Below are 21508 nucleotides of genomic sequence, written 5' to 3'. Positions count from 1 at the left end.
CCTTATTCTGCGGCCTGCCCGAGGGCCAAATCAGGCACTGTACCGGCTTGCTTCAGGCTCCACCCTTTGATGATGGCATAAACCGCCGGAATGACGATCAGGGTCAGCAAGGTTGACGACACCATTCCCCCGATCATGGGCACTGCGATGCGCTGCATGATCTCGGACCCGGTGCCATGCGCCCAAAGGATCGGCATCAGGCCGGCCATGATTGCGACAACTGTCATCATCTTGGGGCGCACGCGGTCTACTGCACCCACCATGATCGCGGCGTAGAGCTCGTCGCGTGTCAGGTCCCTGTCGCCCGCGCGGGCACGCGCTTCATTCAACGCCTGATCCAGATAGATCAACATGATCACTCCGGTTTCAGCCGCCACCCCGGCCAGCGCGATAAACCCGACGGCCACCGCAACCGACATGTTGAAGCCCATGAACCACATGAGCCAAATGCCACCGACCAGAGCGAAAGGCAGCGACAGCATCACGATCAAGGTTTCCGTCAGGCGGCGGAAGTTTAGGTAAAGCAGCAGAAAGATCAGCGCCAGCGTCAGCGGCACAACAGTGGCCAGCCGCTGTTTCGCGCGTTCATGGTATTCGAACTGACCGCTCCAGCCCAAAGAATAGCCCAGCCTTTCAAAAACTACACTGGGACCGCAAATAGTGCTTCCCGTAGATGGAAGGTCAAGTCCAATCGCCTCGCTGTCGCGCCCGAACAGTTCAGAGGAGGTACAGTGCTGATTGTGATGGCCTTAAGCACAGAACATCCCAAGAAACTTCTTGAACCTCTAGCAACTGAAGCTCCTATCTTTGGCTCAACGCTTATTCTCAGAGGTTTCCCATGTCCCACGACGGTCCAGACACGCATCCGCACGGTCATCAGGATGATCGCAAAGACACAAAGGCTTGCTGCGGCCAGACGGCCGAAGACACCGCGCAGGTGGCAGCACCTCCACCATCCTCCGGACGCAGTTTTCGCGTTAACGGGCTGGATTGTGCGGAAGAGGTCGCGATCCTGAACAAGGTCGTCGGACCGGAAGTCGGCGGCAGCGAGCATCTGGCCTTCGATGTGTTGAATGGTAGGATGACCATCCTCGAAAGCGCCAAACCGCTCAGTGACGACAACATCATCAAGATCGTCGGCTCGACAGGCATGAGCGCGAAGATGTGGAATGCCGAAAGCGCCGAAGCGGATCAAGCGGCGCATTTCGCGCGCCAGCGTCTTTTCACGGGCCTGAGCGGTGGCTTCTGGGCCGCCGGGTTCCTCTACCATATCGTCGAGACCGGGGCCGAAGGCGCACTACGGCTCTTCTCCGGTCATGGCGAGACGTCTATGCCTCTGGTCGAGATGGGGCTGTTCATGCTGGCGGTGGTGTTCGGAGCCTGGCTGGTCGCCCCCAAGGCTTGGTCCGCCGCGCGTAGATTGTCGCCTGACATGAACCTCCTGATGATCGTTGCCGTAGCCGGTGCGATCGGGCTGGGCGAGTTTTTCGAGGCGGCGACGGTCGCATTCTTCTTTGCTCTGTCCCTCGCTCTCGAATCCTGGAGCGTGGGGCGTGCGCGCAACGCGGTCTCGGCCCTGTTGGACCTGGCACCACCCACGGCGCGCGTCATTCGTGACGACGGATCGGAGACCGATATTCCTGCGGCTCAGGTTGCGATCGGTGACCGCTTCGTGGTGCGCGGCGGAGACCGTATCCCGCTCGACGGAGAGGTGACCGAGGGTCGCGGCGATGTTGATCAGGCTCCGATTACCGGGGAAAGTGCTCTTGTGGCAAAGGAAACTGGCGATGAAGTGTATGCCGGAACGATCAACGGCGACGGCACACTGACGGTCAGGGCCACCAAGGCCGCAGGCGATACCGTGCTCTCGAAAATCATCCGTATGGTAGGCGACGCTCATTCGCGCCGCGCCGAGGTTGAACAGTGGGTCACAAAGTTCGCCCGCATCTACACGCCTATTGTCATGGTGCTGGCGGTTCTAATCGCCGTCGTTCCACCGCTGCTGTTCGCGGGGGCATGGAATTATTGGTTCTACAATGCACTGGTTCTCCTGGTAATCGCTTGCCCCTGTGCGCTCGTGATTTCTACGCCGGTCTCCATCGTCGCTTCGCTCGCGGCCTCGGCACGCAATGGCGTGCTGATCAAGGGCGGTGCCTATGTGGAGGCGCCGTCACGCCTGACAGCTCTGGCAATGGACAAGACCGGGACGATCACCATGGGAGAACCGGAGGTCGCGGGTCTGCATCCCTTGGGCGGCACGGCCGAGCGCGACCTTCTGAGCGCCGCTGTCGCGCTGGAAGCCCGCTCTTCGCATCCTCTTGCGCGGGCCATCCTGGCGCGCGGCGAACGCGATGGGCTGAAGCAGTCGGCGGCTACCGACACCCAAACGGTGCCGGGCCGCGGTGTCGAGGGAACCTGGGAGGGTCAGCCCGTCTGGCTCGGTTCGGATCGATTTGCGACCGATAAGGGGCTTGGCGAAGCGATCCCCCGCGACCTGCTGGAACGGATCGAAGGGGCTGGCAGCACACTCGTGGCCGTAGGCTCGGGGGATCGCCTGCTGGGCCTGATCGAACTGCGCGACCGCATCCGCCCGGATGCGAAGGCGGTCGTGGCACGCCTGCATGCCCAGGGCGTAAAAAAGATCATCATGCTGACCGGCGACAATGAACGCACGGCGCGCGCCGTGGCGGCGGAAGTCGGCATCGATGAGGTTCGCGCAGAACTCCTGCCAGAAGACAAGGTGGCGGCAATCGAAGAACTGGTTGCCAGTTACGATGTCGTGGCAATGATCGGAGATGGTGTGAATGACGCCCCAGCCATGGCGCGGGCGCATTTCGCCATCGCCATGGGCGCGGTCGGATCGGATGCAGCCATCGAAACGGCCGATATCGCCCTGATGACGGACGACATCGCCAAAGTGCCGTGGCTGATCGGGCATTCGCGCCGCACCATGAACGTCATCCATCAGAACATCGCAATTGCGCTTGCGACGAAGGCGCTGTTCGTCGGGCTGACAGCGTTCGGCATGGCAACAATGTGGGGTGCCATCGCTGCGGATGTCGGCGTTTCGCTACTGGTAGTCGCCAACGCACTAAGGCTGCTCCGGGCCAAGAAGGATCGGCCGGACGGGTCCGGGGGTGAGCAAGTGGGCGAGAAGATGGCGCAGGGAGCCCTGGCGCACGGCCATTGATTGATCAGACATACCGATACCGATATGAGTGGACAGGTAAAAAGATCGAGCGGACGACATGATGAAAACGACACGACGAACGGCACTCTTGGGCGGACTTGCACTTGGCCTTGCAGGGTGCGCCAGCAAATTCCGAACCTACGATGGGCCCGAGGTCACCCGGTTGCAGATGTTCAAAGGTGACCGGAACCTGTTCCTGTTCAACAATACCTCGGTCCTGAAAGCCTACAGGATAGACCTCGGTTTCGCGCCCGAGGGGCCCAAGCAGTTCGAGGGTGACGGGAAAACACCCGAAGGGGCTTACACCGTCGACCGACGCAATCCCGACAGTCTGTTCCATCTCTCCATCGGAATCTCTTATCCGAACGAGGCCGATATCGCCTTCGCCGCTGCACAGGGACGTGAGCCAGGCGGCGACATCTTCATCCATGGCGGGCCACGACCCGGGATCGACGCGATCAAGCCAGACTGGACGGCGGGTTGCATCGCGGTGTCGGACCGCGAAATTGAGGATATCTACGCGATGGTGCGGGACGGGACGCCGATCGACATATTCGCCTAGCGCCTATCCGGCCTTGGACGGCGGTTCATAGAACCCGTGCAAGAACGATCGAGGCGAACAACGCCAGGAGTCCGAATGCGATCGCGGAACTTGCCGCGTACTGGGCGATGTCCAGCCTGTTGCCGCCACGCTTCTTGGCGAGATATCCGCCCCATGCGGCTCCCGCCACTGCTCCAAAGACTACGATCATTACGCGTTTTCCTTTCCGACAGTCAATCCAATGGCACCCGCGATGCACGCTGCCAAAACGAGCAGGAACATCATCTGCCCGCATTTCGCGAATGGCGTGGCCGGGAGCGCAGCTGGCAAGCGGGCGTCCAGCACGCCGGTCTCATCCAGCCCGAGGCGGGCGACGATCCGGCCGTACCCATCGATAACTGCTGAAATGCCCGTGTTGGCCGCGCGAACCATCGGCAGCCCCTCTTCGACCGCGCGCATCCTGGCAGAGGCCAGATGTTGCCGGGGACCGAGAGACGCACCGAACCAAGCGTCATTGGTGGCGTTGAATATCCAGTCCGGACGCGAAGCGGCGTCTACGACACGTCCCGGAAAAATCGCCTCGTAGCAGATCGAAAGGCCGACCGGAGATAAACCGGGTAGCTCAACGGTCTGAGGGCCGGGACCGGGAGTGAAGTCCCCAAGCCCTGCGGTCAGTCGCTGGAGCGGAAGAAAACCCCGCAGGGGTACGTATTCCCCGAACGGCACGAGATGATGCTTGGCGTATCTCGTGACGATCCGTCCGGTCTGATCGACCGCGAGGATCGAATTTCTGTAGCGTGTGCCAGTGCCGGCCGACTCGCGCGTCTGCGCACCGGTCAGAAGAACACGGCCCTCAGGCAGACGTTCGGCAATTTGATCCAACATTTCAGGATTCTCATCAAGATAACCGGGAAATGCACTTTCAGGCCAGAGAAGGACGTCGAAGCTCCCAGACTGCGCAGACAGGTCCAGATAGCGGGATATGTTCCGGTCGCGGAACGCGGGGTCCCATTTCTCCGTCTGAGGAATGTTTCCCTGAACGATCCTGACGGTTGTGTCTGTTGGCGGTGTGGTGGCCATAAGGCGAACCGTACCGAGGGTTCCGGCACCCCCCACCACCGACATGAAAACAAATGCGGCGAACGCATTTTGCCGACGATTCCGCATGAGGAGCGTTACGGGCAGGACCGACAGCAGAACTGTGAGGAGGCCAAGTCCGTAGCTGCCAACCCATGCGGCCATTTGGCGTGGAATATCGTAGTCGGCCCATGCATAGGCAATCAGGTTCCAGGGGAAGCCTGTCAGCATGGTGCCGCGCAGCCATTCAGAAACCGACCAGCAGACCGCGAAGATCAATGCGCCGGAGACACCTTTCGTCCTGCTCCATGCGAACGCTGCCATTGCCGCCGCCGGGAACAGCGCAAGGCCGGCGGCCAGTCCAGCCACCGCAGGAACGGCCATCCAGCCGAACCGCTCCGCGTCGACGAAAAAGCTCTCCGCGATCCAGGACAATCCGAACAGGAAGAAGCCCACGCCGAACGCCCATCCGGCAAGTCCGGCCCGCATGCGGCTCTCTCCGACCGTGAGGAGATACAGCGCGCCAAACGCGACGGGCAAAAGCACCGGCATCGAGAATGGTGGCAGAGCGAGAACCGCCAAAGCGCCGAGACCGAATGCACAGAATGTGAGGATGATACCTGACATTCTGGAAATGCGGAGAACAGTGATGCCGATTGAAATCACCGAGATCTATCTTGAGGTTTCGGACGCAGCGACCTTTTCGCGCCCCGCGAAGATCAGCAAAATCCCGACGCCGCAGACCACGAAGACATCCGCAAGGTTGAACGCTGGCCAATGCGCCGTTCCGAGATAGAAATCCAGAAAATCGGTCACCCCTCCAAAGCGAATACGATCGACAATATTCCCAAGAGCGCCGCCGATCACCATGCCGTAGGCAACCGCCTCGGCTGCCCGCGTTGCCCGGATCAGCGACACGACCAGATACAGGACGACGACGGTGGCGACCAAAGCCAGTCCCCACCACGGCACATTCTGAAAGAACCCGAAGGTCACGCCGTAGTTGCGGTGGAAGATCAGGTTGAAGCCGGGAAAGACAGGGATGCCCGTGGAGAGCGTGTCCGCGTTCGTAAGTACGAACGCTTTTGACGCTTGGTCGGCGGCGAGCGCCGCGACAGCCGTGCAAATGCCAATGGAACGAATTGCCATGCGTCATCCCAACCAGACATCGAGGAACAGCATGACGACGAGCCCGATCGCGAGCCCGGTCGTCGCCTGCTTCTGGTGGCCGCTGCGATGGGTTTCGGGGATGATCTCGTGGCTGATGACGTAAAGCATCGCGCCCGCTGCGAAGGCCAAGCCCCAAGGCAGCAGAGGTTCTGCCACGACAATTACCGCAGCACCCAGGAAACCGGTGACGGGTTCGACCAGTCCGGTCAGTGCTGCGATGCCGAACGCACGGCCCGCCGAGTATCGCTCGCCCAGTAGGGCGACTGCAACAGCCAGCCCTTCAGGCGCATTCTGCAATCCGATCCCGAGAGCGACGGGAAATCCGCCTGTAAAACCATCAGCTCCGAACGCAACGCCGACGGCCAAACCCTCCGGCGCATTGTGGATCGTGATGGCGATGATGAAGAGCCAGACACGGCGCAGCGAGACCGCCTCCGGGCCTTCGCGCCCGCTGCTGAAATGCTCATGCGGGATCATTTCGTTCATCATGGCGACCGCGCCCATGCCCATCAGGATCGCAGCACAGACGATCAGCGCCGGTATCGCGCCATCCCCGTATCGGCCCTCCGCTGCGTCGAGTGCCGGTATGATGAGAGAAAAGAAAGACGCGGCAAGCATGACCCCGGCGGCAAAGCCGAGCGAAATATCGCGCCATTTGCGTGACGGGGTCTTGCCGAGAAGCACGGGCGCCGCCCCGACGGCGGTCATGAGACCGGCGGCCAGGCTGCCTAGAAAGCCCAGTGCGACTGGTGAGAGTGTTGTGATTTGCTCCACTTTAACTCGCCGGATAGGACGAAAAGATCTCAGTGGAGCCGTCGGATTTCACCAGAAAGACATCGTAGGCTTCGGCATCGTCGCCGAAATCCATGCCGGGCGAGCCGATGGGCATGCCGGGCACGGCCAGGCCTATGGCATCGGGACGTTCTTCAAGCAGTCGAGTAATATCGGCTGGCGGAACGTGACCCTCGATGGTGTAGCCTTCGACGGTCGCCGTGTGACAGGAGAACATATCGACGGGAATACCGCGATCCATTTTCAGACGGATCAACGCCCCGCCCATATTCTCACCTTCAGGAGCGAACCCGGCATCGGACAGCTTTTCCATCCAGGCAAGGCAACAACCGCAGCCGCGCGTCTTTCCGACGTGGATAGCGGTCTGGGCGGTTACTGCCGTCGCGGCAGCAATCATGAGGGTCGCAGCGGCAAAGGTTTGAAACCTGTTTTTCATCGGAATTCCTTTCAAATCAGTCATGTGTCTTCGCGAAGAAAGGTCGCGAACCGTGTGCGCGTCTCTTCAAGGATTTCAGTGGCATCCGCAGTGTCGAAATTTTCCGCAGAGGCGAGCAATTCCTCCCCGAGCGGATCGATAGGTCGGCCGTCCACGCGCACTTCGTAGTGAAGGTTCGGAGCTGTCGCCGTGCCTGTCTCACCGACCTGGCCAATCGTTTCGCCCGCGACCACGCGGTTTCCGACGGCCAGACCCTCCGGCACAGCGCTGAGGTGCGCATAGCGGGTCATTGTGTCTGACCCGTGCGCGATCTCGACCACTCGGCCATACCCGCTCCGCCATCCGATGAAGGACACCCGTCCGGGTGCGGTCGCTGCTATCGGTGTCCCCGCAGCGGCGGCATAATCGACACCTGTGTGCATCCGCATATTGCCGTAGATCGGATGCTTGCGCTGCCCGAAGACCGACGACAATCGTGCGCCTTCCACCGGCGGCGCGACCGTCCGCAGGATTTCACCATTCAAATAGACCGTTGCCCGCCCGCTGTCTTCGGCTGACCAGAGGATTTCGAAGCGGTCGTCGGCCAGATCGAGGGCCGCATAGGAGATTGACGGTTGACCGACCTCTGAACCATCGCGAAGGACGGTCTGACCCCAAAGGATATTCAGGGTCTCTCCGCCTTGAAGATCCCTGCGAAAGTCGACCGTTTCCCCGAGGATTTGTGCGAGATCGACGGCAAAACGGGCCGGGACGCCTGCTCGATCCAGCGAAGCGTAGATCGACCCGTTTACCAGCAGCTGGCTCGCACGCTCGACTGTCAACGCGCTCGGCGTTACCGTCCGACTCGCAATGGTGTCGTCCAGGGTGACTTCGATCCGCACACCGTCATCGACAGCCAACGTCACAACGGATGGCGTGCCGTCCGGGCGAAAGTTGACGCTGAGACGATGGCCCGGTCGAAGGCGGCGCAGGTCGTATTCAACCGTCAGTGCCAGTGCGACTTCGGTCCGTGTTTGCGCATCCATGTCCGCGAGAGAGAGAAGCACGTCCAATGTGTCACCCGCCTCGACCGTCGCCTCCCAAGGCGGCGTGGCGAGGGCCTGAACAAGCGCCATCAGATTATCTGGCTCGGCCCGTTCGAGTGCGGGAAACTCAGGCGGCTGAAAAGCGGCCGGAAGCATATTCGGCATCGTCTCGCCAGATGCGTTGACGCCTGGTCCATCGAGAGGTTCGGGTGGACTGTCCAAGGCTACCGGAGCCTCGGAAAAGATGTACTCGGGCGGCGCCTCCAGGATCAAAGCCCGGCTCGCTATCGTGCTGACCGCTGCCGCGGCCATTGTCGTTCCCAGAACGATATGTCTCAGTTTCAAGATTCTGCCCCCTCGGTTCTGTTCTGCATCGCGCGCCTTATCTTCGGCACGGCGAATTCGCGTGGTTCGTGATAGTCGATGGTGGTGACGAAGCGACCTGTCGCATCGAACAGGAAAACACCCGCCGTGTGGTTCATCGTATATTCGCCGTTTTCGCCCTCAACCTTCTCATAGGTGGCACGGAAACCATCGGCGATGGCCGCGATCTGGTCTGGCAAGCCCGTCCATCCTTGTATCTGCGGATGGAAATACGAGACATACTCGGCCATGGTCTCGACCGTGTCGCGGTCCGGATCTACGGTGATGAAAACGGTATTCAGGTCTTCGGCGTCCGGCCCAATCTCGTCGAGCCATCCGGAAATGTCCGAAAGGGTCGTCGGGCAAACGTCGGGGCAGTAGGTGAATCCGAAGAAGACCAGACTCGGCTCGCCGATGAGGGTTTCCGGGCCGACATCGCGACCATCCTGATCCGTCAGGCTGAATTCCATAGCAGTCAGCGGTAGAGACCGCTTGCCCGGCGCGGAGTCAGCGCCAGGCCCATCTACCTGCCACCAGCCGACAAACAGGGCGGCAAAGACCGCCGCCGCTCCGATCGCTGCGATTTTGGCCACCCTCATCATCAGCCGGATCAGCCTTCGGGGCCGCGTGCGCCGATGCCAAGGACCGGGACGGTGATTTCAAGCTCTGTTCCATCGGAAAAGAGCAGGGTCAGCGGAAAGGTCTCCCCCTCGACGAGCGGAGATTGCAGTTGCATCAGCATGGCGTGATATCCGCCGGGTTCAAGGGCGAACATACCCCCGGGCGGGATCACGATATCGTCCGCCGGAGCCATGCTGCTGACGCCGTCAGAATTGGTTCTGGTTTCGTGGATCGAAGCCATGCCGGAGATCTCCGCGCGAAGACCGATAAGGGAGATCTGATCGCTGCCCTCGTTCCGAACGGTCAGATAGGCCCCGCCGGGCCGCGACATTCCAAGGCTCGCGCGCGCCCAGGGTCTCTCGACCACAATCGATGCGTTCTCTGACAACTGCTGCGCTGAGGATGCCATTGGCAAGCCCATCAGAAGAGCGACAGACAGGCTCTGGATTGCCTTTGCGAAGGTTTTGAACACGTTGGGTCTCCTGTTCGTTCTAGTTTGTTGCCGCAGCCTCGACTTCGGCTTGGACGAGCGACAAGAGCTGCTCCGCACCGAACTCTGGCAAAGGCTTACCGTTGACGAAGAACGTCGGTGTGCCCTGAATTCCGACAGCTTCGACGTCGGCCCGGTCCTGATTGAGGACGCCGACGATGCTGGGTGACATGATCTGATTTGCGGCGGCGTCTGTGTCCAAGCCCGCCGCTCCGGCGATCTCCATGATGCGCTCAGCTGCCGGAGCGCCGTGAGAGGCCCAGGCGGGCTGATTTTCAAGCAGCGCTTCCAGCACGGGAACAAAAACGTCCTGCAACCGAGCCGCTTCCAGCACCTTGATTGCCAGCTCGGACCCATCGCCGTGGAACGGCGTGTAGCGCATGACGACGCGCACATCGTCGGGGTATTGCGCCAGTATCTGCTTCACGATGGGATGGAAGGCGCGGCAGGCCTCGCAGGCTGGGTCGAAGAACTCCACGATGGTCACTGGCGCATCCTCGCGCCCGAGTATGGGAGAATAGGACCGAACAAGACGATCCTGTTGTTCCAGCGGAGCGGCTGTCGCCACCGGGGTCGGATCGGGGCGCGATACGAACCAGGCACCAGCCACGAAAACGGCCAGTACCAGAGTGAGTATCGCGAGCAGAAGAGTCTTTCGGTTCATGTTGAAATCCGTCGAAGTTGAATGAGAAGGACAAGGATCGCCCCGAACGTCAGCAGGGAGAGCAGAGGGATTGGCAGGCCAAGGATCAGCATCGCGTCATCGGTGCAGGATGGCCCGGACGCCGTGCAGGGGACGATCGGCGCCGGCACGATCCCTGCGTAAAGCAGGGAATGGTAAAGGGCGACGGCACCACCCAGAACCGCGAGCGGCGCGGCATAGCGCCAGATCGAGAGGTCGGCGCGCCAAGCCGCCACCCCGAGGATGACCGCGAGCGGGAACATGAAGGCACGCTGGAACCAGCACAGATTGCAGGGGGTCTGCCCCAGAACCTCTCCGATGAAGAGCACGGCAAGCGACGCGGACAAGGCGACGAACCATGCCGCGAAGAGGAAAGCTACCGGGCTCGCGGCGCGTGGCGTTGCGTCTGGGCCAGCTGTCACGCGCCGATCCTTTCGCGAAGATCAGTAACGATCAGTCTGGGTTCCTCGTCGTATTCGTAGATGCGGACAAATTCGCCTTCCGGATCGAAGAGAAGGAAGGACGACGTATGCCCCATCGTATAGCCGTCGGGCGCCGAGGCTTCCTCGATCTTCTGGTAGTAGATCTTGAAGGTCTCGGCAGTGCGTTCGATTTGGTCCGGCGGTCCGCTCAACCCAAGGATTCCCTGACCAAACTGGGGAACGTAGTTGGCCAGAGCGCTTGGCGTATCCCTTTCAGGGTCGACCGTGATGAACAGGGGCTGGACGGCGGAACCTTGGGTGCCGAGCTCGTCCATGACGTCCGCGATGGTTGCGAGCCCCATGGGACACACGTCGGGGCAGTTCGCAAATCCGAAAAAGACGAGCATCCAGCGCCCTCGGAAATCCTCGTCGGTCTGCACCATACCGGTATGGTCCGTCAGCTCAAAATCCGCAGTGAAACTCTCGGCCTCAGGATCAACACGCGCGGCGACCGGTCCCTGATTGCGTTCAGTCATCCAAAGCGTGGCTGACACCGCCGCAGCGACAACCACTGCCGACCAGAGAACTATCCGGACCTTCTTCATTGCTTGCGCTACCCACCTGTTCAGTTTGTCTGTGCGCGGGATACAAGCTACAGCAGATAGAGGTTCAAGCGAAAAGTTACTTTTTGTTGTCCGAAGTCACGCCAAAGTGAAACCTTTGTCTTTTCAATGGAGTTGTCTCTTCAGTAAGCTACAGTCTTTGTAGATTGAAGGATCGCACATGCTGGCAATTGGAACACTCTCGCGGAGAACCGGAACCAAGGTTCAGACGATCCGCTACTACGAAGAAATCGGTTTGATGAACGAGGCCGGAAGGACCGCAGGCGGCCAGCGCCGTTACTTTGAAAAGGACCTCGACCGGCTGGCTTTCATCCGGCACTCACGCCAGCTCGGATTTTCGCTCGACTCCATCCGGGAGCTGCTGGACCTCTCGGACAACCCGTCCCAATCCTGCGCGGGGGCGGATTCGATCGCGCGTCGGCAACTCCACCAAGTCGAACAGCGGATCAAGCGTCTGCAAGCGCTTAAGAAGGAATTGAAACGCATGGTCGCCGAGTGCAACGGTGACAGCGTTGCGGAGTGCAAGGTTCTGGAGGTCCTTCGAGACCATGCGGAATGTCTCACCGAGCACGACGAGATTGGGGCTTGAACGCCGCAATTGCCTATCCGCTGGCTGCTGTCGCGGAGATCAGCGGGTGTTTCGCCATCTGGGCGTGGTGGCGTCTTGGGGCATCACCGCTCTGGCTCGCACCCGGCATAATCGCGCTCGCGCTTTTCGGCTGGTTGCTGGCGCAGGTCGAAACCAGCGCAGCGGGCCGCGCTTTCGCAGCCTATGGCGGCATCTACATCGGGGCCTCCCTGCTCTGGATGTGGTTCGTCGAGGGCGAGCGACCTGACAGATGGGACTTCATAGGGACGTCCATCTGTTTGATCGGTGCCGCGATTATTCTTTCGGTGCCCAGAGGGACGTAAATAAGCTATTTTGGATCTACAGTCGCTAGAGGTTCTATATATCTTATTGACAGCTGCATCCGAAGAGGGCGTTTCTGCCCCCTTTCTTAGAAATCGAAAGGTTTGCCAGTTCGATGGTCGAAAGCGAATTCAGCGGGAAGAATGAAAAAGAGCGCCAGACGCTCTGGATTGTTCTCGGTCTCAATCTCGCAATCGCTGCGGGGTTCTTCGCCGCAGGAGCTATCGGCGATTCCAGCGCCCTGATCGCCAATGGTCTCGACAACACATCCGACAGCCTCGTCTATGGCATCAGCCTTCTGGCCTTGTCCCGGTCGTCGAAGTGGAAGCGGGGTGCCGCGAACGTATCCGGCGGATTGCTTCTGATCTTTGCGGTTGGCATTCTGATTGACGCTTGGCGGCGCTATGTCGGCGGTTCCGAACCGCTCGGAACTCTGATGATCGCAATGTCGCTGATCGCTGCGGTCGTCAACCTCGCCTGCATCTGGCTGCTCGGGCGACTGAAGGAACCGGACGTGAACATCCGGGCCGCCAACACCTTCAGCCTCAACGATTTCGCATCGAACGGCGGCATCCTGATCGCGGGCGGTCTCGTTTGGTGGTTGGGCAGCAACTGGCCCGACCTCGTTGTCGGGGTCGCGGTGGCTGGCATCGCGGCGTGGGGCGGCATAGGCATCCTGCGGGACGCGCATGACGAGCATCACAAGGCAGTTCACAATCACCAACCAGAATAGTCTCTCGCGTCGCGACAAGATAAAGGTTGAAGCTACAGTGACTGTAGAAACTATCATCTCTGTATAGTTGATTCTAGGAAACGCTCATGACCCCTGTTGACCCGCTGCTTTCGTCGACGCCACTCTTGGATGTCAGGCATCCTTCACTTGCCGCTCTGATCGCCGACCGGGGGTGGGGAACCTTGCCGTTGCATGATCGAATTGGTGCAATCTACGACTTCGTGCGAAACGAGATCGACTTTGGCTATAACCGCGCCGACGACATTCCTGCCTCTGAAGTACTCGACGACAGGTATGGACAATGCAACACGAAGGGAACGCTGCTGATGGCGCTTCTACGCGCTGTCGGCGTAAGATGCCGCTTGCACGGCTTCACAATCCACAAAGCGTTGCAACGGGGCGTCGTGCCTGAACTGATCTATCCGATCGCACCCGCAGAAATCCTCCACTCATGGATCGAGGTCGAGACCGAGGCAGGATGGGTCGATCTTGAGGGCTTCATCCTCGACACACCCTTCCTGTTGGCCCTGCAGCGGTCGTTTCCCGAGACACGGTCCCTATGCGGCTACGGTGCCGGGACCGACTGCTTGAGCGCACCGCCAGTCGGATGGACGGGGGAGAGTACATATATCCAAAAGACCGGCATCGCCCGCGATTTTGGAACATTCGATAATCCTGACATGTTTTATGAGCACCATCGTCAGGCGTTAGGCCCCCTGCGCGACTGGATCTATCGGCACCTCATTCGCCATTGGATGAATGCCCGCGTCAGGGCGATCCGCGCTGGTCATTTGCCAAGCGTTCCAGGGCTCAGCCGGCCAAACCACGGCCATGAGGAGGCTTCTCGTGCCGCATGATCATGCCCATATGGAGCCTAAAGAAGGCGACCGGCGGGTTGCCATTGCCATCTGGGCAAACGGCCTCCTGACGGTCGCGCAGATTGTCGGCGGGATACTATCCGGCAGCCTCGCGCTGATCGCGGATGCCATCCACAACTTCTCCGACATGGCGTCGCTCGTCATCGCATTCGGCGCGCGCAAGATCGCGCGCCGCCCGGCCGATGCGAAAATGACCTTCGGATATGGCAGGGTCGAGATCGTCGCCGCGCTTATCAATTATACCTCGCTGATCATCATCGGCCTTTATCTGGTCTATGAGGGCGCGATGCGGTTTGTTGATCCGCCCGAAGTCGCGGGTTGGACCGTGGTCATCCTGGGCAGTGTGGCGCTGTTCATCGATACCCTCACCGCGTGGCTGACCTATTCGATGCAGAAAGGCAGCGTGAACATCCGGGCGCTGTTCCTCCACAACCTCAGCGATGCGCTGGCGTCTGTGGCCGTGATCGTCGGTGGCGTTCTCATCCTTCTCTACGATGTCCGCTGGGTTGATCCGGCGATCACCATCGGGATTGCCGCCTATATCCTCTGGCTCGCCTTCAGCGAGATCGGTGGCCCGATCCGCACCCTGATGTTGGGAAGCCCGCCCGATATCGACACGGACAAGGTTATCGCGGCCGTGGAGGACGTGGACGGAGTCGAGGAAGTTCATCACGCACATTTCTGGCAGATGCAGGAGCATCGTGCGGCGCTCGATACCCACGTCGTAATCGCCGAGGACCGCTGGGATGACCTCGAAAACATCAAGACGGCAATCAAGACCCGCCTCGACGAGGAATTCGGGATCGACCACTCAACGCTGGAGTTTGAACGCTCAGCGACCAAACATCGGGACGCAGACAGGTATGGTCATGGGTGACCTCAAAACCGTGGTTCTCGTGCTGGGTTGTGCGGCCAATCTGTTGCTGGTCGCGGGAATACTCTGGTCCATGTTCCAACCGGAGCGACGTGTCTGGCCGCCGATTCACTCTACAGGAGCCCACAAGATTGTCGTCTGGGGACTTACGTGCGTCGGCTTCGGATCTGCCATCGTTTTGGCTCTGCTAGAATGGGGTGAGCTCGACTTCCCATGGATCATACGTTGGGGTCTAGGGCTTTGTCTGATCGTTCTGGGCAATGCCGTTGTCTGGTCCGGTGTGATGCAACTTGGGATGGCGGCGACGAGTGGTGATGAAGGCGTTCTGCGGACCCGTGGCCTTTACCGGTTCTCCCGCAATCCTCAGTATGTGGCTGACATGGCGATCCTCATCGGGATCGGACTGCTCTCCGCCTCGATCCTCGCGTGGCCAGTGATTATCACCGGCGTTACTGCATTGGCACTCGCGCCCTTCGCTGAAGAGCGCTGGTTGATTGATCGCTACGGGGACGCTTACCGAGCCTACCTCCAAAAAACCCGCAGGTTTCTCTGACAGCATAAGGACAGCTGATCTCACGGCTTTGTGAGTGGCAGCCTGTTGAAGCTCTAGTGGGTGGAGGTCCGAGAATAGTCCAAACAGATAAAATTTGAGGTTTTCATGATGAAACGAGCGAACGACATGTCAGTCACGCGCAGGGCTGCGCTCCTGGGGGCCGCCGCAAGCGGCTTGGTTCTCGGAACCGGTAGGGGAGTGGCACAGACAAACGAGGGTCTGGCGACACCGGCGGTGCGAAGCAATATATCCGGGTTTAGGGTTGCGTCCTGGCAAGATCATTTTGACAATCTGCGGAATGGCGCGATCCTCTGCGACATTGACTCCCGCGCGGTGCAGTTCTGGTCGGAAGACGAAAACGTCTACAAGCTTTACCCCTCCAGCGTCCCTCTTACGGAGGAGTTGACGCGGCGCGGTTACACCGAAATCGTTCGCAAGGTGGATGGCCCGAGCTGGCGACCTACGCCGTCGATGAAGGAGCGCAATCCCGAATGGCCGGATTTCGTTGGCCCTGGCCCCGACAATCCCCTTGGAACACACGCCCTTTATCTGTCATGGCAGTACTACCGCGTTCACGGCACAGGTGACACGCGCAAGATCGGTCGACAATCGTCGAACGGCTGCATCGGCCTCTACAACGAACATATCGAAGAGTTGTTTGGATTAGCCGAGGTTGGTACTCAGGTTAAGTTGTTCTAAGGGCGGAAATTCTAAATATGCGAATTCATCTTGGCTTACTTCTCCCAGCAGCGTTTTTGTTGGGAGCGTGTTCCGCTTCTATTCCTGGCGGGCCCGACACTGCACAAAACAGACCACTGCCGGAGGCAGTCGTCGCTATGGCCGCAACGGGTCAGGATCTTCAGTCCGCGCGCCTTTTGCCGGAAGACGGCTGCTACTGGTATCTGCACAACGGTCCCGTGGAAGTTACCCTGGTGCCGCTCCGAACCCCTCGCGGAAATCCGATTTGTACCGCGCCGGCGGCCTAGCGGGGTTCAGTAATCCGAAGTGCTCCCCGGCTAGGATAAACTCCCGTCACTTTCCCTGACCGATGGTGCTTTGGTACACGGCCTCAGCTTCCCGCAGTGACACTGTCCTCGGCCGAGTAGAGGAAAGCCGTCGAACCAATATCGACGTTGGGATAAAGCTCGTTTATGTGCGCCATGACCATTCTGACGCAGCCGGAACTTGCACGACCGCCAATGCTTCTCGGCTGTGGCGTACCGTGAATGCGGAGATAAGTGTCCCGGTCGCCGAGAAAGAGATAGAGAGCTCGCGACCCAAGCGCATTCTTAGGTCCGGGCTCCATACCGTCGGCGATATCAGCGTAGAGTTCTGGGTCGCGGTCGATCATGTTCTGCGTCGGCTGCCAATGCGGCCATCTGACTTTACGCTTGATCGTGTATGTACCTGGTTCGTACAGGGTGCCTCGCGCGATCGCCACGCCGTAACGCATCGCTGTACCGCCTTGCTCAACATGATATAAATAACGAGCGACAGCATCCACGTGTATGTCGCCGGGCACAAGCCCGTCTTTCGCCACAACTCGCTGGGGCAGAAAACGAGGGTGCAAGCCCCAAGGGTTCGATGTCTCAAGATCAAAGTTCGGTGGTGTCACCTGGGCGTCCCAAGCCGCCTTTTGTGCGTCTGTCGGCCAAGTGTCCGCAAAAACTGTCGCAGCCATTGGAGCTGAAAAAAGGGTGGTAGTGGTTATTAAGAAATGTCGTCTAGTTAGCATTGCGCGTCTCCAACTGATTGCAAAAACCAGGGTTGAGCCTAGTTCGGCATGTTGTGAAATCTAGGACCTCTGGCAACTGGAGCTTCAAGAGGTAATTCTTCTTGATCTCGGTTCTGAGCATAAATCGACGCAAAGATACTGACATCTTTTTTTGCATTTCACGGGTTTTCAACTCCACGGGATAAGGATTGTCGGATGCTACCGAACGGAAATTCTGCCGGACTCAGCCAAAGGTTATTTTTTACATATTAAAACCGTATGCGTTTACACATATCCAAGCCAGGCACATTCAAAGCTCGTTCATCGCGAAATCTCCCCCGCCAGCACAGCCCTGCCATGCACAGCCAAGATCGCAGAGAACCTCTGGCATCCGAACTGCCGGATCACGTCGATGACCCTGGCCTCGTAGCCAGCATGCCCGATCAAGCGACACAGGTCCGATGCGTGAAACTGACGGTTTGTACTTGGCGCAGCTTGGATCTGATCGAGCAATTCACGCTCTTTTGGATCAACCACCCGCTTCGGCGCCGGAGTAGGTTCCGAGCGAGGCGGTGTTCCCGGTGCAGTGCGCCACCGACGCATGAAACCAAGCAAGAAACCTGCAGGAACCTTGCCATTGCCTCGCGCCCGGTTGAACGCGAGGAAGCGATCCCAGATGACTTGCGTGTCGACGTTCCAGCAGGGTAGTGCGGTCTTCGCTGCCTTTATCAAATTTGCCCAACAGGTCTGAAAAACGTTCGCGTTCGCGGTGATTTCAATCAGACCTGAGAATATAGTTTTGTTATTATTATCTCTAGATAGTGATGTGTCACCCTCACCTGACACGAGATCATGGGCATCCTCCTCTGCATGAAAGGCCGAAAACCGGAAGAGCCAGGGGGCAAATTTGCCGTTTGATTTCTGGCGCACCAGCGCCAAGTCCGACGCTTCAAGTTCGCTCAGAAGGACCGTCAGATACTGGCGCGAGATGCCCATCTTGCTCGCCAAGACTGAGAGGGTGAAGGCGGCTGTACCGCGCGACAACCCGTTGTAGCCCTCCTTCCAGGCGATGCCGTCGAGGATGAGAGTGGCAAGCTTGTGAGCGGATACGGAAAGATCAGTTTGCATAATACGTCGTAGTATCAAGCCGGTTGTGGGTTCCATGGTCGGGGCCTCCTGAGAGAACCGACGCCATGTCGTGAGACAACAACATTCTTGCCAGCAAAACAACTTTGCTGGTTGCGGGTGTTTGGACAGTGCGCTAGAAAATTCTTGTTCACGGATTTTTCTAGCGCGGCGTCAGGCTTCACGGTCTGGCGTCGTTTCCTTTTCTGAGTTGATTGCACGGCTTCCAGTGCAGGGGTTTGCGAGGAGCGCTCAGGAAGCCTGGCGCTTGGTTGGTCAGTAGCCGACTTCTTCGGAGCCGTAGTTTCCTGCGTGATCACGCCAGTCCACGAAAACAGACCGGTAGAAGTAGCTTCTGCATCCGTTCGGGATGGTTAGCTGAGACGCGGTCGGCACCTGAGCCACGTTGGACCTTGTCCAGCGATAGTCACCTTGAAGGCCGTATGATCCCAAGCGCGTAGAGTCGCTCCGATTGCAGTCGCCATCGCGGTTTTCGTTTTGACGGTACTGGATATGGTAGACGCGGATGCTCCGCACAAAGTCGAAAGCGTCGTCCGAGATGTCGATATCCGCTTGGTCATCGGCCTGGACAGGAACCAGGGGCGCGGATGCAGCTTCCGAATGGATCAAGGGCGGATGGCGGAACGTTATGTCATAGAGCCGCTCCATCGGTGACAGCGGTGCGGGCTCGTTGAATGACGCTCCCATTGGGCAACGCCATATCTGCAACGGCGGCTCGATCGGCCAGGGGGTGATCCGGCGAATGAAAACTGCCCGCGCGTGTGCGCAGGGCGTGGATGCAGGCCATCCCCCGGCAAGGCACAAGAGGATCGCGCAGTCGACCTGATAGGCTTGGGCCGGGGCGGCCGAGCCCATAAGAGAGGATATGCTGATTGCCGCGGCGGCTGCCACTCTATGGACTATGTGCTTCATGATGCCGACTCCGTCTATAATGGTGCAGCGATACGAAACAACATTAATGATAGCAAGGAGATTTGATTGACGCACCGTCTAAAAGGACCGCGCGCACACACGTTCTGGGTCTTCAGCGTGTATGCTCACGGGCATGTCTCAACACGACGGCCTTTGGAAACCTCCGACGACTCTGGCTTACGATACCACTGGATAGAATGGTCGCCCCCAATCCTCCCTCGGGTTGTGCATCATCAGATCCACGAAGACGGGCATCAGGAACGCAAGAATCGCCGCGCCATCACGCACCTGGGCTCGGTTGACGCCGCCGTTCCAAGTCGAGCCGCCATGTACCAACTGATTGCGGAGAACATAGAGGCGATCGAAAACAAAGCTGAGAACGCGCGCCGTGTCACCAGCCTGAAACGCTTGCGCAAAAGAGCGAGCGGAGGCGTTGAAACGCTCTTCCCAATCCTCAAAGCCTTCAATCCCATTATGATGTTGCCAGAACGGGCTGAAGACATAGTGGTTTTCCAGAAGCAGCCGGACGGGGCCTGAAAAGCGCTGCCAAACCGCCTTGTAAATGCGCCTATCAGCGTCCAGCTCCGTCAGGTGACCGAAAAATTCGAGGAAATTCGCGCGCTCGCCCTGTGGAATGGATTGGAAATCGCGCTCGTCAGCATAGGCCGCGTTAAAAGCAATCCAAAGAAAGATGAAGCGTGCGTCATCATCCCCCCCGCTAGCCTCGGCTCGACCGATCCAACTGATAGCACGATGTACACGAAGACCCATCGTCTCGGGAAAACCTGCGCGTATGGCGCGTTGTTTTTCCTTCAGTGCATCGAACGTCAAATTGTCGGGCATCTAATTTCTCCTCGTTAAATCTGGTCATGGCATCGCGGCGAAATCGGACCGCCTATATTCTTCGACCATGGCCCGTAATTCTTCCGGGGCGATCACTTCAACTTTGTCGCCCCACTGATAAAGGTGCCAGACCATCTCCAACCAGCCTGCAGCCTGAAAGCGCACTATGAGGCTTCCGTCACCCTGGTATTCTAAAGACTGTCTTGGGTGAAACTGAAAGCCGGCTGCACGATCGGCTGCGTCCGACGTGAAGCGCCAGATCACTTCGCCAAATTGTGCCGGGTCTTGCCAGACGCCGAAGGCTTGCGCGGCATAGTCTGCGATCGTGAAGCCGTCTTGTAACGCAAAGCTCTCATTCAGCGTTTCGGCTTCATGGATCAGATCAATACGGAAGTTTCGAACCTCATTTGCCTTTGCTGGGTCGCGGGCAGCTAGGTACGTCCGGTGCCCCAGCAAAACACCATGTGGTTCCAAGATGCGCGTTGATGCATCCCGATTGTAGCGCACACAAAGGCGGAATGGCCCACGCAAAGCTTCGATGATTGCATCAAGGATATCAGGCGCAACGCTGACCTTAGGCCCTGGGCGCGTGACCTGGCCCATAGCCATAAGAACTGCTTCGGCATCCGCTTCGACGCGAGCGCGTGTCGGAACTCGCGCCAACATCCCGTCTCGCAGTTCCGTCAGCGCTTTGGCATGGCGCAGCCTGCCTTCCGCCTCTGCGGAACGGGCGGCAATCTCCAGTGCTTCGGCACTTGTTTCATGCCTCAGTTGCAGCCGGGCGAGTCCAGTATCGACAAGACGCCAGCGCCGCTTTCGATCCTCCCCATCTTCGGCTTCGACATTTCCGAACGTTTCTTCCAACGCATCAGTCATACGCTGGGCCGTTCGATGAGAGACGCCAAACTCCGCACAAATCTCTTCAAGGCTGATACCGCCGCGTCGGGCAGCCGCCATTTGGGCAAGACGAATAAGATCTTGAGCCTTCGAAAAGGACATGTGCGCCTCTTAGCCTGTCAGCTTTTGTCACCCTTGTAGGCTAGTAATGTCATTGCGTCCTGTCGAGCCGATTCCGTCAATGGTCATCAGGTTAGGAGTCCAGAGGTTCGTCAGGCGCACTGAAACAGAGAAAGGGAACCAAATGCATGGACGTGTGATCAGAATCGAACGGATTTCTTCGAGGGCTGGCGTGATCGAAGAACCGGCAATTACCAGTAAGGGATATCAATTGGCGGACGCGGCACATGGCAAGAACAAGCACCACGCCGAACTTGCAGTTTATGCCAAGTCGCTGGATGAGGTGGTTGTACTGATCAATAAGGGCTTCTCGCTCTGGATGAGCGCAAAAGGCAAACGCGCTTCGCTTATTGCGCCTGGAAGCCTGCGGATCGTGCGCAGCGAAGACGGTATTTCCGCTTGATGTGGGCGTAAACGCGCTAAAGATGCATAGCTTTAGAAATCAAGCGCTTGGCAAGCGCGACAGTTATTGACACCCACTGATGTTATTGAAGAG

27 protein-coding genes are annotated in these 21508 nt (G+C 58.9%); 10 read left to right on the top strand and 17 right to left on the bottom strand.

Features of this window, described 5'->3' with window-relative positions:
• Positions 1-2: 2 nt before the first annotated feature.
• Positions 3-617, bottom strand: coding sequence for an efflux RND transporter permease subunit (locus tag ACEN2R_RS11280; RefSeq protein WP_442042229.1), 615 nt, complete (start codon positions 615-617; stop codon positions 3-5).
• A 221-nt stretch (positions 618-838) separates the two neighbouring features.
• Between ACEN2R_RS11280 and ACEN2R_RS11275 the strand changes: the two genes are divergently transcribed.
• A complete protein-coding gene (locus ACEN2R_RS11275; RefSeq protein ID WP_442042227.1) occupies positions 839-3190 on the top strand; it encodes a heavy metal translocating P-type ATPase in 2352 nt (783 codons plus the stop codon).
• Between the two features lie 61 nt (positions 3191-3251).
• Positions 3252-3752: a L,D-transpeptidase family protein gene (locus ACEN2R_RS11270; protein WP_047998128.1), complete on the top strand. Its 501-nt coding sequence runs from the start codon at positions 3252-3254 to the stop codon at positions 3750-3752.
• Positions 3753-3777: 25 nt separating this feature from the next.
• On the opposite strand, the gene ACEN2R_RS11265 is transcribed toward ACEN2R_RS11270, so the two are convergent.
• The 11 genes from ACEN2R_RS11265 to ACEN2R_RS11215 form a co-directional block, all read right to left on the bottom strand.
• Complete coding sequence (locus ACEN2R_RS11265; RefSeq protein WP_163026031.1) at positions 3778-3942, bottom strand: hypothetical protein; 165 nt, start codon at positions 3940-3942, stop codon at positions 3778-3780.
• Positions 3942-5435 (bottom strand): apolipoprotein N-acyltransferase, encoded by a 1494-nt coding sequence (gene lnt / locus ACEN2R_RS11260; RefSeq protein ID WP_442042225.1) that lies wholly within the window; start codon positions 5433-5435, stop codon positions 3942-3944. Before lnt ends, ACEN2R_RS11265 begins: the two co-directional genes overlap by 1 nt.
• A 45-nt stretch (positions 5436-5480) precedes the next feature.
• Complete coding sequence (gene lspA / locus ACEN2R_RS11255; RefSeq protein WP_442042223.1) at positions 5481-5957, bottom strand: signal peptidase II; 477 nt, start codon at positions 5955-5957, stop codon at positions 5481-5483.
• Positions 5958-5960: 3 nt separating this feature from the next.
• The gene (locus ACEN2R_RS11250; protein ID WP_237280046.1) at positions 5961-6743 is read right to left on the bottom strand and encodes a ZIP family metal transporter; all 783 of its coding nucleotides are present in this window, start codon (positions 6741-6743) and stop codon (positions 5961-5963) included.
• A gap of 10 nt (positions 6744-6753) precedes the next feature.
• Complete coding sequence (locus ACEN2R_RS11245) at positions 6754-7206, bottom strand: DUF411 domain-containing protein (RefSeq protein ID WP_442042221.1); 453 nt, start codon at positions 7204-7206, stop codon at positions 6754-6756.
• Positions 7207-7226: 20 nt separating this feature from the next.
• A complete protein-coding gene (locus ACEN2R_RS11240) occupies positions 7227-8576 on the bottom strand; it encodes a M23 family metallopeptidase (RefSeq protein WP_442042219.1) in 1350 nt (449 codons plus the stop codon).
• Positions 8573-9196: an SCO family protein gene (locus ACEN2R_RS11235; protein ID WP_442042217.1), complete on the bottom strand. Its 624-nt coding sequence runs from the start codon at positions 9194-9196 to the stop codon at positions 8573-8575. Before ACEN2R_RS11235 ends, ACEN2R_RS11240 begins: the two co-directional genes overlap by 4 nt.
• 8 nt (positions 9197-9204) lie before the next feature.
• Entirely contained in the window at positions 9205-9636 is a 432-nt protein-coding gene (locus ACEN2R_RS11230; protein ID WP_442042283.1) for a copper chaperone PCu(A)C, read from the bottom strand.
• A gap of 70 nt (positions 9637-9706) precedes the next feature.
• The gene (locus ACEN2R_RS11225; RefSeq protein ID WP_442042215.1) at positions 9707-10369 is read right to left on the bottom strand and encodes a DsbA family protein; all 663 of its coding nucleotides are present in this window, start codon (positions 10367-10369) and stop codon (positions 9707-9709) included.
• Positions 10366-10809, bottom strand: a complete 444-nt coding sequence (locus ACEN2R_RS11220; protein ID WP_442042213.1) for a disulfide bond formation protein B — start codon at positions 10807-10809, stop codon at positions 10366-10368. The genes ACEN2R_RS11225 and ACEN2R_RS11220 overlap by 4 nt, the downstream gene beginning before the upstream one ends.
• The gene (locus tag ACEN2R_RS11215; RefSeq protein ID WP_442042211.1) at positions 10806-11414 is read right to left on the bottom strand and encodes an SCO family protein; all 609 of its coding nucleotides are present in this window, start codon (positions 11412-11414) and stop codon (positions 10806-10808) included. Before ACEN2R_RS11215 ends, ACEN2R_RS11220 begins: the two co-directional genes overlap by 4 nt.
• 178 nt (positions 11415-11592) lie before the next feature.
• Here ACEN2R_RS11215 and ACEN2R_RS11210 point away from each other — a divergent pair, with 178 nt between their 5' ends.
• The 7 genes from ACEN2R_RS11210 (at position 11593) to ACEN2R_RS11180 (ending at position 16079) form a co-directional block, all read left to right on the top strand.
• On the top strand, positions 11593-12021 hold the full coding sequence (locus ACEN2R_RS11210; protein WP_442042209.1) for a MerR family transcriptional regulator: 429 nt from the start codon (positions 11593-11595) through the stop codon (positions 12019-12021).
• A complete protein-coding gene (locus tag ACEN2R_RS11205; protein WP_442042207.1) occupies positions 11988-12344 on the top strand; it encodes a YnfA family protein in 357 nt (118 codons plus the stop codon). Before ACEN2R_RS11210 ends, ACEN2R_RS11205 begins: the two co-directional genes overlap by 34 nt.
• A gap of 113 nt (positions 12345-12457) precedes the next feature.
• On the top strand, positions 12458-13075 hold the full coding sequence (locus ACEN2R_RS11200; protein WP_442042205.1) for a cation transporter: 618 nt from the start codon (positions 12458-12460) through the stop codon (positions 13073-13075).
• An 86-nt stretch (positions 13076-13161) separates the two neighbouring features.
• Positions 13162-13932, top strand: coding sequence for a transglutaminase-like domain-containing protein (locus ACEN2R_RS11195; protein ID WP_442042203.1), 771 nt, complete (start codon positions 13162-13164; stop codon positions 13930-13932).
• On the top strand, positions 13922-14830 hold the full coding sequence (locus tag ACEN2R_RS11190) for a cation diffusion facilitator family transporter (RefSeq protein WP_007121394.1): 909 nt from the start codon (positions 13922-13924) through the stop codon (positions 14828-14830). Before ACEN2R_RS11195 ends, ACEN2R_RS11190 begins: the two co-directional genes overlap by 11 nt.
• Complete coding sequence (locus ACEN2R_RS11185) at positions 14823-15380, top strand: methyltransferase family protein (RefSeq protein WP_024099351.1); 558 nt, start codon at positions 14823-14825, stop codon at positions 15378-15380. Before ACEN2R_RS11190 ends, ACEN2R_RS11185 begins: the two co-directional genes overlap by 8 nt.
• A gap of 108 nt (positions 15381-15488) precedes the next feature.
• Positions 15489-16079 (top strand): L,D-transpeptidase, encoded by a 591-nt coding sequence (locus ACEN2R_RS11180; protein ID WP_067293148.1) that lies wholly within the window; start codon positions 15489-15491, stop codon positions 16077-16079.
• Between the two features lie 370 nt (positions 16080-16449).
• Here the strand turns inward: ACEN2R_RS11180 and ACEN2R_RS11175 are convergent, their stop codons facing one another.
• The 5 genes from ACEN2R_RS11175 to ACEN2R_RS11155 all read right to left on the bottom strand — a co-directional run bounded on the left by ACEN2R_RS11175 (position 16450) and on the right by ACEN2R_RS11155 (position 20994).
• A complete protein-coding gene (locus ACEN2R_RS11175; RefSeq protein WP_442042200.1) occupies positions 16450-17115 on the bottom strand; it encodes a L,D-transpeptidase in 666 nt (221 codons plus the stop codon).
• A 300-nt stretch (positions 17116-17415) separates the two neighbouring features.
• Positions 17416-18258, bottom strand: coding sequence for a hypothetical protein (locus ACEN2R_RS11170; protein WP_442042198.1), 843 nt, complete (start codon positions 18256-18258; stop codon positions 17416-17418).
• Between the two features lie 237 nt (positions 18259-18495).
• A complete protein-coding gene (locus ACEN2R_RS11165; protein WP_442042196.1) occupies positions 18496-19152 on the bottom strand; it encodes a hypothetical protein in 657 nt (218 codons plus the stop codon).
• Positions 19153-19329: 177 nt separating this feature from the next.
• Complete coding sequence (locus ACEN2R_RS11160) at positions 19330-19995, bottom strand: hypothetical protein (RefSeq protein WP_442042194.1); 666 nt, start codon at positions 19993-19995, stop codon at positions 19330-19332.
• A 24-nt stretch (positions 19996-20019) separates the two neighbouring features.
• Entirely contained in the window at positions 20020-20994 is a 975-nt protein-coding gene (locus ACEN2R_RS11155) for a helix-turn-helix transcriptional regulator (protein ID WP_442042192.1), read from the bottom strand.
• Between the two features lie 142 nt (positions 20995-21136).
• Between ACEN2R_RS11155 and ACEN2R_RS11150 the strand changes: the two genes are divergently transcribed.
• The gene (locus ACEN2R_RS11150) at positions 21137-21415 is read left to right on the top strand and encodes a hypothetical protein (protein ID WP_442042190.1); all 279 of its coding nucleotides are present in this window, start codon (positions 21137-21139) and stop codon (positions 21413-21415) included.
• Positions 21416-21508 lie beyond the last annotated feature (93 nt).

The organism is Pseudogemmobacter sp. W21_MBD1_M6 (assembly GCF_052119585.1).
Classification (GTDB): domain Bacteria; phylum Pseudomonadota; class Alphaproteobacteria; order Rhodobacterales; family Rhodobacteraceae; genus JBGQOJ01.
This window is presented reverse-complemented; position numbering and strand designations above follow the sequence as displayed.